Here is a 13,415-nt window from a genome sequence, read left to right on the forward strand (position 1 = left end):
AGGCCCGTATTTAGTTTCTGTTACTATATCCCTTGCCGACCGTTATCGTTTTCATGAAAAGAATCACCCGCCATAAGCGTTTTTAGTCATGTTGAATGAAATTAAAAAAGATGCCGAACAACGAATGCACAAAACCGTGGATTCGACTCGGGACGACATGGCTCGAATTCGCACCGGGCGCGCCACCACTGCGCTGTTGGACCATTTGTCAGTGGACTACTATGGCACAGCGACGCCGATAAACCAGATTGCCACCGTAGCCGTTGCGGATGCGAGGACACTGAGCGTGCGGCCGTGGGAAAAACAAATGCTGCCGGTGATTGAAAAAGCAATTCTGGAGTCGAATCTGGGACTGAATCCGGTGACTGCGGGCGAGAGCATGAGAATTCCATTGCCGCCGATGACCGAACAGCGTCGCATTGAACTCGCCAAGGTGGTCAAGCGCGAGGGCGAGAATGGCAAGGTTGCGATCAGAAATATTCGTCGGGACGCCATCCATGCCGCTCGGGAGTTGTTAAAGGAAAAGGAAATTTCCGAAGATCAGGAAAAACGCTCGGAAACCGAGATGCAGGCATTAACCGATAAGTATGTTGGGATAATCGATAGCGTGGTTACGGAAAAAGAAAAAGAAGTCATGGACGTTTAGATTATTCGCCAAACCAAAAACCTGACAAAAATACCGCGCCTGCAAATTACTCCACCGTGTCTGCGCCAGATCCAGTCGAAAACGAGGCAAATACGCCGCGCCACATCGCGGTAATCATGGATGGCAATGGGCGTTGGGCGAAACAACGGGGATTGCCCCGAGTCGCCGGACACCGCCAAGGCGTTGAGATCATAAAAAGCATGGTGCAAACCTGCGGTCAATGCGGAATTCCCTATTTAACCCTGTTCGCATTCAGCCGTGAAAACTGGAGGCGCCCATCCGCCGAGGTAACGCTGTTGCTTGAGCTGTTAGCGTCAACGCTGGAAAACGAACTGCCTGGTTTGCATGAGCACGGAATCAGATTGCGCATGATTGGAGATTTGAGCAGATTTCCGCAACGCTTGCAGCGCGCCATCGCCGATGCCGATGAACTTACGCGTAATAATAAAGCGCTAAATCTTACCCTCGCCATCAATTATGGCGGTAAATGGGACCTGCTGGAAGCGTGCAAATCCATAGTGGCGTTGGTTGAGCAGGGACGGATTGCATCCGCATCAATCACCCCTGAGCTGATCGAATCGCAGTTATGCACGCATGAACTTCCAGAACCGGATTTTTTTATTCGCACCGGCGGCGAACAAAGAATAAGCAATTTTTTGTTATGGCAACTCGCCTATACCGAGTTGTACTTTACCCCGGTTTATTGGCCTGATTTTAATCAAGATTGTTTTGACCAGGCGTTGCAAACTTTTGCGAATCGGCAACGGCGTTTTGGCAAGACTAGCGGACAAATCAAGCAACTGGAATAATGTGGGTTCGCATTATTACTGTCCTGGTGTTGGCCCCGGTGGTTATTGCGCTGACCCTGATTCTGCCAACCCGCTGGTTCAGCGTGGTGCTTTTGGCGGTGGCGCTGATGGGATTATATGAATGGAATCGGCTGACCATTAAATCCTCAGGAGTATTTTCAATCGCCGCCATCGGCTTGGCGGCCGCAACCTGGTGGTTGGTTTCCCAACCTCAATTATTGTTGGCGATATGCGCGCTGGCCGCCTTGTTTTGGGCTTATCAAATTTATGCCTTGCAACAATTCGAGCAACGATTTAATCGGTCGCAACTGCCCGCTTCGGCGCCTGATATGACACCGGGTTCGAAGTGTGCATTTTCCTGGGGCGTATTTTGTTTGCTCGGCGCCTGGGCCGCGCTGGTTCTGCTCCATCAGCAAGCTGAACAGGGGCCAATTGCAACCATAGCGCTATTGGTCATGGTCTGGGCCGCCGACAGTTTTGCGTATTTCACCGGCAAGGCTTTCGGCCGCCATCCGCTGGCGCCCGGTTTAAGCCCGAATAAAACCGTGGAAGGCGTCATTGGCGGCTTGTTTGGTGCGGCTTTGGCGGCCGGCTTGGGGTTTTTTATCATTGATTTTTCTCAGGATTTTTCAGTCATGATGTTGTTGGTTTGGATAGCGTCAGGGTTATGCGCCGCGCTCTTTAGCGTGGCCGGAGATCTGTACGAAAGTCGGCTGAAACGACTCGCAGGCGTTAAGGATAGCGGTCATTTATTGCCCGGGCACGGCGGTGTCTTGGATCGAATTGACGGCGTGATCGCGGCCACGCCGGTCTTTGTGACGCTGGTTTTTATGACGCCGGTTTTTGTGATGCCGGGGACCTGGCCGCTATGACTACCGCTATGACCACCGCCAAGACCACTGGAGTCACATTATTGGGGTCCACCGGCTCCATTGGGATAAACACCCTGGAAGTAATCGCGCGGCACCCGGATAAATACCATGTTTGCGCGCTGGCGGCGAATACCAATGTGGCGATGATGTTCGCGCAATGCCAGAAATTCCAGCCCGAAAAAGTCGTGATGGCGGATGCCAAGTGCGCGCGCAAGTTGCAAATAAAAATCAAACAAGCCGGCATCAAGATTGATGTGGAAAGCGGACAACAGGCGCTCTGTTCAATTGCCGGCCAACTTGGCGAAACAATAGTATGCGCTATAGTCGGGGCGGCCGGATTGATGTCGACCATCGCCGCGGTAAAGTCGGGCAACAAGGTTTTGATCGCCAATAAGGAGCCGTTGGTGATGTTAGGCGAATATATCGTGCGCCTGGCGCGCGACAATGCGGCCTGCCTGCTGCCGCTGGACAGCGAGCACAACGCCATCTTTCAATGCCTGCCGCAACCCGGTTTGGCGCATCGCAACGACAATGACAATGACAATGCCAATGCAATGGTCACCGACGACCAAGGCATTAAAAAAATACTGTTGACCGGCTCCGGCGGGCCGTTGTTGCGGTTGCCGCTGAATCAACTATCATCAGTCACGCCGGACCAGGCCTGCGCTCACCCAAACTGGCAAATGGGGCGAAAGATTTCCGTGGATTCGGCGACCATGATGAACAAAGGATTGGAGTTGATCGAGGCTTGCGCCTTGTTCGGCGTGTCCGAAAACATGATCGAAATTGTGGTTCATCCGCAAAGCGTGGTTCATTCCATGGTGGAATACATCGACGGCTCCATCATCGCGCAACTGAGCCGCCCCGACATGCGGATTCCCATTGCCAGCGCTTTGGCATGGCCGCATAGAATAGTGTCCGGCGCCGCCGCGCTGAGTTTGCAGGAAGTAGCCCGCCTGGATTTCGAGGCGCCGGATGACGCTCGCTTTCCGGCCTTGAGATTGGCTCAAAATGCAGCACAAAGCGGCGGCACGCTGCCTGCGATTATGAATGCCGCCAATGAGGTGGCGGTGGACGCATTTTTGAATGGACAGATATCGTTTGATAAAATCGCGCGCTTGGTTGAGCGTACAATGGAGCGATCAAATAGTGATAACGCAAACGATCTGGACACGGTATTGGCCGCTGACCGCGAGGCGCGGATGGAATGCGCGCGGTTGCTCGCCGCTGTTGATGGGGCGGGTTAATGCCCAAGCAACTGGCTCAGAAATAGTTTCGCGCGGTCGGTTTGCGGGTTGTTGAAGAATATTTCGGGCGCGGCGACTTCGACGATTTCGCCTGCATCCATAAACACGATGCGGTCGGCAACCTTGCGCGCGAATCCCATCTCATGGGTGACGCAGATCATGGTCATGCCGCCCTCGGCCAGCTCGATGATCACATCGAGGATGCCCGCTATCATCTCCGGGTCAAGCGCCGAGGTCGGCTCGTCAAACAGCATGATTTTCGGTTTCATGCAAAGCGCCCGGGCAATCGCCACCCGCTGCTGCTGGCCGCCGGACAATTGCGCCGGATACTTGTCGGCTTGCTCGCTGATCTGCACGCGCCGCAGGTAGTGCATCGCCAGTTCGGTGGCATCGCTGTTCGCCAGCCTGCGGCTTCGAACCGGCCCGAGGGTGAGATTTTCGATGACCGTCTTATGCGGAAACAAGTTGAAACTCTGGAACACCATGCCGACATCGCAGCGGATATCCTTGAGGTTCTTCATCTTCGGCGTAACCTCGCGGCCCGCGATTTTAATCGTGCCGGCCTGATGGGCTTCGAGTTGATTGATACAACGAATCATGGTGGATTTCCCGGAACCGGACGGCCCGCAGACCACGACTTTCTCGCCCGTTGAAACGCTCAGATTGATGTTAAACAGCGCGTTGAATTCACCGTACCATTTGCACAGGCCGGTGATTTCAACGAGTGGCGTCGCTGGTCTTTTCGCCGCCAGGCATCGTTGTGGTGCGTTGCTCAATCGGTCACGCATTATCTATGCGCTCCCTCATTCGCGCCTTCCACGCCTTGCCTGATGACAAAAATCCTGCGCTCATTCATCGCTGGTCTTTTCGCCGCCAGGCATCGTTGTGGTGCGTTGCTCAATCGGTCACGCATTATCTATGCGCTCCCTCATTCGCGCCTTCCACGCCTTGCCTGACGACAAAAATCCTGCGCTCATTCATCGCTGGTCTTTTCGCCGCCAGGCATCGTTGTGGTGCGTTGCTCAATCGGTCACGCATTATCTATGCGCTCCCTCATTCGCGCCTTCCACGCCTTGCCTGACGACAAAAATCCTGCGCTCATTCATCGCTTGCCTAACACAAAAATGCATCGCTCATCGTCGCTGGTCTTTTCGCTGCCAGGCATCGTTGTGGTTGCTCAATCGGTCGCTCAGTATCACTCATGACTCCGCTTGGCGCGCCGCTCAAGGCGAGCGAACCCTATCGCAAAGCTGTAGCACAGCACGAAATACATTGCGCCGACCAGTATCCACGTTTCAAATACCTTGGTAGTGGTGGCCGCGACTTCGGTGGCGACAAAGGTAAGCTCTTGGATGGAAATAAGGGATACGATGGAGGAATCCTTGATTAAGGTGATGAACTGGCCAGCCAGCGGCGGCAGGATTTTACGCACCGCTTGGGGGAGAATAACATCCCGCAGCACGTTAAAATGCGAAAGGCCGGTAGCCCTGGCCGCTTCCCATTGCCCTTTGGGGATAGACTGGATGCCGGCGCGCACAATTTCGGTGATATAAGCGCCTTCAAATAAAGAAAGGCATATCATGCCGGCCAGGAAGTTGGATAAAAGTGCCGCATCCCCAAACAAGAAAGTGAACACTGGGTTGGATACCAACGGGCTGTCTGTATTGATGTTGTCCACGCCAATCGCCGGAAAGAGTTGACTGGAGACGAAAAAATAGAAAATAAAAATGAACACAACCGGCGGCATATTGCGGATCAGTTCAACGTAACATCTGCTGATAATTCGCAGACTCAGGTTTTGGCTGGTGCGGCAATAACCCATAACGACGCCGAGCACGGTGGCAAACAGCGTTGCCCAGATAGCCAGGCGCAAGGTGGTGGCAAGCCCGCGCAGAATGATATTGGGCAGCCAGGAATCGGTTGCCTGGTCATAGCGCACCACGAACGCCAACACCTGCGGCCAATCCCAGTGATACACCAGCACATCGTTGACGCGATAGACGGCGTACAAGACGAACGCCGCCGCTATGCCGAAAATCAGGTAGTCGGCTAATTTCAGATGCCGTTTGGGCGGCGGCGGAGGCGCTTGCCTAGCGCGCAAAAATGCGTCGCTTATCATTGCCGCTGCGGCGTTGTCATCGTGTCGTTGCCAACGCCGCGGCGGTTATTGATTGGGCGCGACCGAGCCTTTCCATGCGGACTGATCCCTGAACCAGAAATCGTGACGGTTTTGCAGCCAGCCATTGCTGGTGTTAACCGTAATCCAGTTGCTGAAAAAATTCAGCGCGTCCGGGTCGCCTTTTCTAAGCGCAAAGGCTTCGTCCCCCATGGTCAGGTTTTCATTTCCGAAGGGCATGAAAATCTTGTCGGGATAGGCCTGCGCCCAGAACCGCGGCGTCGGCTCGGATGAAAGCATCGCATGGGCATTGCCGTTCACGACTTCCTGGAACGCCTGCGCGTCATCGTCAAAGCGACGAACCGAAGCCTTTGGAAACATATCCAGCGCCACTTTGCACGGCGTCGCGCCACGCCGGCAAGTGATGGTTACCTGCGACGAGTTGAAATCATCCTTGGTGGTGAAGCCGCCCGCTAACTTCTTGCTGGCGGCCATCTGCTGGCCGGAATGTGCATACGGGGCGGTGAAGTTGACCGTGAGATTTCGTTGCGGGGTGATGGACATGCCGCCGATGATGAGGTCAAACTTTTTTGCGAGCAGCGCGGGAATAATTCCGCTCCAGGCAGTCGGAATGAATTCAATCGCGACGCCGATATCCTTCGCCACCTGGGTCGCGACATCAATTTCAAAGCCGATCAACTCGCCGTTCACATCGCGCATCGCCCACGGCACAAAAGTGGACATGCCTACGCGCAGTTTGCCGCGCTTTTGAATTTCCTCCAGCAAGCCGTCGGCTGAGGCAACGCCGATGCCGGCGCCTAAACCTGCAACTGCCAATACGCCGGCTAGAACCAATGTTTTAAGTTTCCGTAAAGTTTTCATGAGTTATCTCCTAGTGCTAAATTGTGGGGCTAAATTTTGGGGCTAAATTTCACGGTGACTACGATTCAATCTTCGTTCAAACAAACTCACTGCCGTCGACAGGGAGATGGTCAGCACAAGATACATGCCGGCCACGACCAGCCAAACCTCGAACGCCATGAAGGTGTCTGAAATGATGTTCAGCGCGGCGGTGGTGAGCTCGGTTACCGCGATGACGCTGACAATGGCGGAATGCTTGATCAGCGAAACCAGCAGGCCGGTCAGCGGCGGCAGGATCAGTGGCATCGACTGGGGAATAATAACATACCGAAACTTGTCCGTGGTCGACAGCCCGATGGCGTCTGACGCTTCATATTGCGCTTTGTCCACGCCCTGGATGCCGCCGCGGATAATCTCCGCGGCGAACGAGCCTTCAAAAAACGACAAGCACAGCACGCCCGACCAGAAGCGGTCAATTCCAAAAATCGGGCTTAGCACAAAATAGAACAGGAATAGCTGCACCAGCAACGGCGTGTTGCGAATGGCCTCGAGATACCAGGTGGCGATGCGCTCGCTGGCAATGGAGTCGGACAAGCGCGCAAATGCGGTAACAGATCCTATCATTATCGCCACAACACCGCTGACTATTGCCAACTTGATGGTTTGAATGAGACCCCACACCAGCGGTCCCCATATCACTTCTCCATCAATCACCCGATAAAAGAAAGGCGGCAGCCGATACCATTGCCAGTTGTACTCCATCGCCAGCGCGCCACGCCAAACCAGCCATCCAAGCAGCAAAAAGACCAGCATGGCTTGGGCGATGTTCCACCCGATATGAAGCAGGCGGCCAACATCAAGGCTTTCGGGCGGTCGGCGCCGACGCATCTTTACTGCGCTCGGTATTGCGCCCGGTTTCGGCAATGACTCGGCGCCGTGCGCGCCAGACTCCAGATCGAATCGGGCTGCATATTTCTATCGCATAGATATAATTCAACATACGACATGCCTATAATATACCTGAATTCAAGTATTCAAGTATTCAAGTATTCAAGTTCAAGTATCAGGGCATTTGATTAAAACTAATTTCAATGGTCGCTTTCACGCCAGCATCAAAATCTTGTGGTGAGATGACAACTTGCCAACTTCCCACGGATATTATCGATATTCTCGCCGACATTATCGTTGATAGACGCGGCAGCGAGCCCCAGTCTTATATGCAGACCACGGCAATGCTGGGCTATATCAAACCCAATCAAGCCTATGCCGCCGACCAACGGGGGTTTACGCCCAGCGATAAAGATTCGGCACACCCGCAACCGTTGCACGACGCTGACAATATTCCTTCGCGTTTATCTTTCCAGGGTCAATGGCGACAAAATTTTGCGCGCCAACCGGTAGAGGGAAACATCCTCGGCGGCAACGATAGTCTGGTGGTTGAAAATAATTTCCTTGAAATTCCAGTGGCGGAGACGACTCCTGAAAACCTGGGCTATTATCGGGCTTCGTTATTCAAGAACGGCGACCCTTTTGTGTTTGAATGTTGCAAAAACCTCCCAGTGTCCGAAATGCACATCGGTGAATCATATGTTGCCGGATATATCATGGATCCGCTTGCAGGCGGCGGCGTGTATCTGGAACATCATAATACGCCCCACTTTCACATGCCCAAAAATGCGGATGCTGGCGGGTATCTTGTTTTAGGCAAACGGCGGGATGATGACTATCAGGTGTCGGCTTTCAAAATTCCTTTCGGCTACGGAATTTATACGGCTCCGCATATCCTCCACAACGATTGCTTTCTTACTGGAAAATACAACGTCGTTTATAACGTGGCCGAAAATTACGCTACCGCAATCCTTAAAACCAAACAAGATGAGATAGTCAACGTCGCTATAAAAGCCGGCACTATAAAATCCGGCGCTATAAAAGCCAGCGCCATAAATGCGCGGCAAGCGTAGTCGCGGATTGTCTATGGCGGATAAAAGGGAAGCGAGTGATAGCGCGATGGCGGGCCGGGGTATAGGCCGGGGCATAGGTCGGGGTATAATGCGGCGCAGCGGATCTTGATCACACGCACAAAAAGCACGGCACAAAAAGCACGGCACAAAAACACGGTAAAAAAGCATGAATGATTTTGGTTACAGTGTATTGGGGTTTTTACTCGCCATCGCCATTTTAGTTGCGGTGCATGAGTATGGGCATTTTTGGGTGGCGCGCAAACTGGGCGTCAAGGTGCTGAAGTTTTCCATAGGATTTGGCAAGTCGCTATTCAAGTGGCGCAGAAAAAACGACCCCACGGAGTATTCCATCGGCATTATTCCGTTAGGGGGATTCGTGAAAATGCTGGATGAACGCGAGGGTGATGTTGCGCCGGAAGAAATCCATCAGGCGTTCAATAGAAAATCGCTGGCGGTGCGCAGCGCCATTGTTGCGGCCGGGCCGGGGTTTAATTTCCTGTTTGCGATATTTGCGATTTGGCTGGTATTTGTCGGCGGCAGCGCGGACATTGAACCGATTGTAGGGCAGGTCGTTGAAAAATCGATTGCGGAAAATGCCGGGTTCAAGGCCGGCGATGTCATGCTTCAGTTGGATGGCAAGGCGGTAAAAACCTGGGGGCAACATCAGTTTTATATGCTGCACCAGGCCATGAAGGGCAACCCGCTGGAATTTTCCGTCGCCAACCCGGCGTACGGCAGTCGAACCATAACGATTGATTTTGGCGGCCCGAATGGCATTGATCAGCAAACCGTTGTCGGGCAGCCGATTACTTCGCTAATAGGCATCTGGCCGCCTGCGCCCGCTGCCAAAGTGAGCCGGGTGGTGGAAAATTCACCGGCTGAGCAAGCCGGACTGGTCGCGGAGGATGAAATTTTGGCGATTGACGGCGTCATCGTGCGCGACTGGATTGACATGGCACGGCAAATTTCCAACAAGCCGGGCGCGACGTTGCGGCTGACTATCTTGCGGCAGCAGCAACAAAGGGATGTTTCACTGGTTGCCAATTCAGTCACCGTTGATGGAAAACAATATGGCCGCATCGGGTTGTATCGGCCGCGCTTGGAGAACACGACCTTGCGATTCGGCCCGCTTGAATCCATCTGGCAGTCGATCGACTACAATTGGAGAACCACGGCCATCACCCTGCGCTCGTTAGGGCGCATGCTGAGCGCAAAAATGTCATCGGAAAATCTCGCCGGCCCCATTACCATCGCCAGGCTGGCCGGGCAAACAGTGCAATCCGGGTATGCCGATTTTTTAAAATTCCTGGCAATCATCAGCGTCAGCCTGGGCTTGTTAAATTTATTGCCCATCCCGATTCTTGATGGCGGCCACTTGTTGTATTTTTTGATTGAAGCAATCACCGGCAAGGCGCCATCGGAAAAAATCATGATGTGGGGTCAGCAAATCGGCATCGCCATGATCCTGATGCTGATGGTGTTGGCGTTCTATAACGACATTGCGCGCCTGCTGTGATGGTTCTGCTGTGATGATTCTGCCGCGCCGATGTTTTTTGCGTGGCATTCGGGTATCATCCGCAGGTTGTCGCCCCAAAAATAATAATGCCAATAATCATGCCAATAATGCTGCCAAAATAATGCTGCCGCAATAATGATGCATCCCTAAGAGCACAAGTCGAACCAACCACATCCACCATGAAAAAAATCACGCTGATCGTTTTCCTCCTCGCGGCCGCCGCGCAGTTTGCAGTGACGCAATTCGCCTTTGCGATCACCCCGTTCACAATCACCGACATCCGGGTCGAGGGCTTGGAAAGACTGGAAGCGGGCACGGTGTTTAATTATCTGCCGTTGAAAGTCGGCGATGAAGTGAACGATGAAGAGACGCGGCTGAGCATAAAAGAGTTGTTCAAGACCGGGTTTTTCAAGGAAGTGTCGCTCGGCCAGGACGGCACGGTGCTGGTGGTCACCGTGGTCGAGCGCCCGTCCATCGCCAGCATCACTTTTAAGGGCAACGACAAATTAAAAGACGACGCATTGAAACAGGGCTTGGAGCAGGCGGGGATGGTGGAGGGCAGGATTTTTAATAGCGCAAATTTGGAGCGGGTCGAACAGGAGATCAAAAACTCGTACTTGTCCATGGGGCGTTATTCGGCAACCGTGCAGGCGACCATCGAAGAGCTCGATCAAAATCGCGTGGCAATCACGATGAATATCAACGAAGGCCGAGTCGCGCGCATCAAGAAAATCAACATTATTGGCGCCGAGACGGTGTCGGTCAAGAAGATAAAGGATGAAATGCAACTCAAGGAAAAGCGCGGGTTGCGGCTGTTTTCCCGCCGCGATCAGTATTCCAAGCAAAAACTCGAAGCGGACATTGAAAGCATCCGCAGTTATTACTTGAATCGCGGCTACCACGAGTTTGAACTTGTCTCGTCCAATGTTGAGATCAGCCCGAACAAGCAGAATATTTTCATCGGCATCGTCATCAACGAAGGCGCGCTTTACACCTTCGGCGAGACCGTGATCGAAGGCGTGGACCAGGAGCAGGCGGCGCAACTGCAAACATTGATCACGATTGAGTCGGGCAAGCCATTCTCGCGCCAAGTGGTCAGCCAATCGCGCGTGGCGCTGACCGGCGATTTTGTCGATGCCGGCTTTGCGTTTGTCGAAGTGCGCTCGACGTTTGAGAGCGACGCGGTCGCAAAAGTGGTCGACACCATTTTTTCCATCATCCCCAAGCAGCGCGTATACGTGCGTCGCATCGATATTTCCGGCAATGTTTTCACCCGCGACGAAGTCATCCGCCGCGAGTTGCGGCAGTTCGAGGGCGCGTGGTATTCGGCGTCCGCAATCAGACGCTCCAAAGGCCGATTGAGCCGCTTGGGAATTTTCGCCTCGGTGCAGATCGAAACCCCGCCGGTGGCCGGCACCACCGATCAGGTTGACATGAAAGTCATCGTCAGCGAACGCGACACCGGCTCCATCCTGGTCTCGGCCGGCTATTCCGACGAGGACGGACCCTTGTTCGGGGTCGAGTTCACCCAGCGCAACTTGCTGGGAACCGGCCGCCACCTGTCGGTAAAAGTGAATGATTCGGATGCGGTGGACTCCGCGACCATCGCCTACACCAATCCGTATCACACCCCTGACGGCATCAGCCGCGGCTTCAGCCTGACCACCAGCAAGGTGGATGCGGACGAAGTTGATACCGCGTCCTATATTCTGAACACCAGCGCCGTGGGCGTGCTGTATAAAATCCCGATAGCCGAGACTAATACGGTGAATCTCGGGCTGTCGTTCGAGCGGCTTGAGTTGGACAAGCCAAGCGGCACGCCGGCATCGTTTGCAAAGCTCATTGATGCCCATCCGAAGTCCGATAATCTGGTGGCGAGCGCAGGGCTTTCCAAAGATACGCGCGATGATTTTTTCTTCCCGACGCGCGGCGCGACCCGTTCCATTTCGCTGGAAGCATCGCTGCCGGGCAGCGACCTGGAATACTACAAGTTCAACGTGCAAGGCGCTTACTACCAGCCGCTGGGCGACCGCTTCACCATCAAAGGCAGCCTCGGCCTCGGCTATGGCGATGGCTACGGCAACTCCAAGGACGCGACCGACGACTTGCCGTTTTTCAAAAACTATTTTGTCGGTGGCGCGCGCTCGGTGCGCGGCTACAACGCCAGATCGTTGGGACCGCGCGAAGCGCCGGCGAACACGGCGAAGCCCGATAATCTGACGCCGATCAAAGCCTGCGCCGATGCTATTGCTGGCAAGATACCCGATGATGCCATGATCACCACCACCGACGGCACTAAAACCATCCTCTTCACCCCCGTCCAAGCCGCCACCTTAGCGGCGGCATGCGAACCCATCGGCGGCTCGACCCGCGTATTGGCCAGCGTGGAGGCGTTGTTCCCGGCCTTCGGCGCCGACAGCAATGACAAACGGCTGGGGCTGTTTGTCGATGGCGGCATGGTGTATGAAAGCACCGCGGACATTGACTTAGGCGAACTGCGTTACACGGCCGGCGTGTTTTTTAACTGGTATTCGGCCATCGGGCCGTTCAGCATCAGTTACGGCGTGCCGCTTAACGAGGAGTCCGGCGATGATAAGGAAAAACTGCAAATCTCCATCGGCGCGGTGTTTCGATAGTGTTATGGTTATTGCGATGGTGCGGGGTTGGTATGCTGATCCATACTTATTTCTTTAAAAAAATTGGTTCAAGATACTTTAAGGTACAGTGAAATGGTCATACCTAATTGTTCTATAAATGAAAAACAAGCATGTCATTCGCTGCCGAATTTCGGAGAATAAATTCAGGGCGATTCCACGGCTGTTTTGCCTTGATATCGAGGCTTGCAAAGTTGCTCAAATCACCGGCATCTCTGGCCCGGCGAGCAGCCGATTGTATACTCAAATCAGACAACATATCGCCGGGCAATGCGAGCGAAGGAGTCCGGCTACGCCGGACGGTATATTCCACTGGATTGCCCGGAACAAGCCGGGCAATGACGGCCCTTATTTGCCGGGCAATGACGACCCTTATTTGTCATTCTCGCCGGCAGGCGGGAATCCAGAGTGGCGGCGTTAGCCGCCAGGACGCGCTCATACATTAGCGGTAAGCAACAAGCACCTCCGCCTTGCCGTCATTCTCGCATCGAACAGCGCGGCTTCGCCGCAAATGAGTGGCTACGCCGGACGGCATATTCCACTGGATTGCCCGGCCAATAATAATATGGGCCGGGCAATGACAAATGATAGGCAATGGTGAATTGAGAGGACAAAGACGAATTGAGACGCCAAAGCACAGGAGAGAAAATGTCCGGCTACGCCAGAGCACGTTTTAGTGTCACGCTTTGCGTGACACTTATTTACCATTGTCTTCTCAAAAGGACTTATTGCC

The 13,415-nt window shown here is 53.8% G+C and carries 14 protein-coding genes; 9 read left to right on the forward strand and 5 right to left on the reverse strand.

The features are described from left to right. Positions 1-88: 88 nt before the first annotated feature. The 4 genes from frr to dxr all read left to right on the forward strand — a co-directional run bounded on the left by frr (position 89) and on the right by dxr (position 3,574). The gene (frr, locus tag ACP158_RS04465; protein ID WP_424947772.1) at positions 89-646 is read left to right on the forward strand and encodes a ribosome recycling factor; all 558 of its coding nucleotides are present in this window, start codon (positions 89-91) and stop codon (positions 644-646) included. A 116-nt stretch (positions 647-762) separates the two neighbouring features. Beyond that, the gene (uppS, locus tag ACP158_RS04470) at positions 763-1,455 is read left to right on the forward strand and encodes a polyprenyl diphosphate synthase (protein ID WP_424948397.1); all 693 of its coding nucleotides are present in this window, start codon (positions 763-765) and stop codon (positions 1,453-1,455) included. Then, the gene (locus ACP158_RS04475) at positions 1,455-2,327 is read left to right on the forward strand and encodes a phosphatidate cytidylyltransferase (RefSeq protein WP_424947773.1); all 873 of its coding nucleotides are present in this window, start codon (positions 1,455-1,457) and stop codon (positions 2,325-2,327) included. The genes uppS and ACP158_RS04475 overlap by 1 nt, the downstream gene beginning before the upstream one ends. Further along, positions 2,324-3,574: a 1-deoxy-D-xylulose-5-phosphate reductoisomerase gene (dxr, locus tag ACP158_RS04480; RefSeq protein WP_424947774.1), complete on the forward strand. Its 1,251-nt coding sequence runs from the start codon at positions 2,324-2,326 to the stop codon at positions 3,572-3,574. The genes ACP158_RS04475 and dxr overlap by 4 nt, the downstream gene beginning before the upstream one ends. On the opposite strand, the gene ACP158_RS04485 is transcribed toward dxr, so the two are convergent. Next, positions 3,571-4,362 (reverse strand): amino acid ABC transporter ATP-binding protein, encoded by a 792-nt coding sequence (locus ACP158_RS04485; protein ID WP_424947775.1) that lies wholly within the window; start codon positions 4,360-4,362, stop codon positions 3,571-3,573. The two genes, dxr and ACP158_RS04485, sit on opposite strands and share 4 nt — an antisense overlap. A gap of 5 nt (positions 4,363-4,367) precedes the next feature. Here ACP158_RS04485 and ACP158_RS04490 point away from each other — a divergent pair, with 5 nt between their 5' ends. Then, positions 4,368-4,655, forward strand: coding sequence for a hypothetical protein (locus ACP158_RS04490; protein ID WP_424947776.1), 288 nt, complete (start codon positions 4,368-4,370; stop codon positions 4,653-4,655). A gap of 114 nt (positions 4,656-4,769) precedes the next feature. Here the strand turns inward: ACP158_RS04490 and ACP158_RS04495 are convergent, their stop codons facing one another. The 3 genes from ACP158_RS04495 to ACP158_RS04505 are packed head-to-tail and all read right to left on the reverse strand — an operon-like array spanning position 4,770 to position 7,439. Further along, positions 4,770-5,693: an amino acid ABC transporter permease gene (locus ACP158_RS04495; RefSeq protein ID WP_424947777.1), complete on the reverse strand. Its 924-nt coding sequence runs from the start codon at positions 5,691-5,693 to the stop codon at positions 4,770-4,772. Positions 5,694-5,738: 45 nt separating this feature from the next. Further along, positions 5,739-6,572 (reverse strand): transporter substrate-binding domain-containing protein, encoded by an 834-nt coding sequence (locus tag ACP158_RS04500; RefSeq protein WP_424947778.1) that lies wholly within the window; start codon positions 6,570-6,572, stop codon positions 5,739-5,741. Between the two features lie 42 nt (positions 6,573-6,614). Continuing rightward, complete coding sequence (locus tag ACP158_RS04505) at positions 6,615-7,439, reverse strand: amino acid ABC transporter permease (RefSeq protein ID WP_424947779.1); 825 nt, start codon at positions 7,437-7,439, stop codon at positions 6,615-6,617. A 242-nt stretch (positions 7,440-7,681) separates the two neighbouring features. Between ACP158_RS04505 and ACP158_RS04510 the strand changes: the two genes are divergently transcribed. From ACP158_RS04510 to ACP158_RS04525, 4 genes are all read left to right on the forward strand, one after another. Beyond that, on the forward strand, positions 7,682-8,512 hold the full coding sequence (locus tag ACP158_RS04510; RefSeq protein WP_424947780.1) for a hypothetical protein: 831 nt from the start codon (positions 7,682-7,684) through the stop codon (positions 8,510-8,512). A gap of 166 nt (positions 8,513-8,678) precedes the next feature. Beyond that, on the forward strand, positions 8,679-10,028 hold the full coding sequence (gene rseP, locus ACP158_RS04515; RefSeq protein ID WP_424947781.1) for an RIP metalloprotease RseP: 1,350 nt from the start codon (positions 8,679-8,681) through the stop codon (positions 10,026-10,028). Between the two features lie 179 nt (positions 10,029-10,207). Continuing rightward, the gene (gene bamA / locus ACP158_RS04520) at positions 10,208-12,664 is read left to right on the forward strand and encodes an outer membrane protein assembly factor BamA (RefSeq protein WP_424947782.1); all 2,457 of its coding nucleotides are present in this window, start codon (positions 10,208-10,210) and stop codon (positions 12,662-12,664) included. 118 nt (positions 12,665-12,782) lie between these two features. Next, the gene (locus tag ACP158_RS04525; protein ID WP_424947783.1) at positions 12,783-13,103 is read left to right on the forward strand and encodes a hypothetical protein; all 321 of its coding nucleotides are present in this window, start codon (positions 12,783-12,785) and stop codon (positions 13,101-13,103) included. A gap of 98 nt (positions 13,104-13,201) precedes the next feature. Here ACP158_RS04525 and ACP158_RS04530 read toward each other — a convergent pair whose 3' ends face one another. After that, complete coding sequence (locus tag ACP158_RS04530) at positions 13,202-13,390, reverse strand: hypothetical protein (protein ID WP_424947784.1); 189 nt, start codon at positions 13,388-13,390, stop codon at positions 13,202-13,204. Positions 13,391-13,415: the final 25 nt, after the last annotated feature.

Origin of the sequence: Candidatus Spongiihabitans sp. (assembly GCF_965247905.1) — a bacterium.
In the GTDB taxonomy this organism is placed as follows: Bacteria; Pseudomonadota; Gammaproteobacteria; order Arenicellales; family Poriferihabitantaceae; genus Spongiihabitans.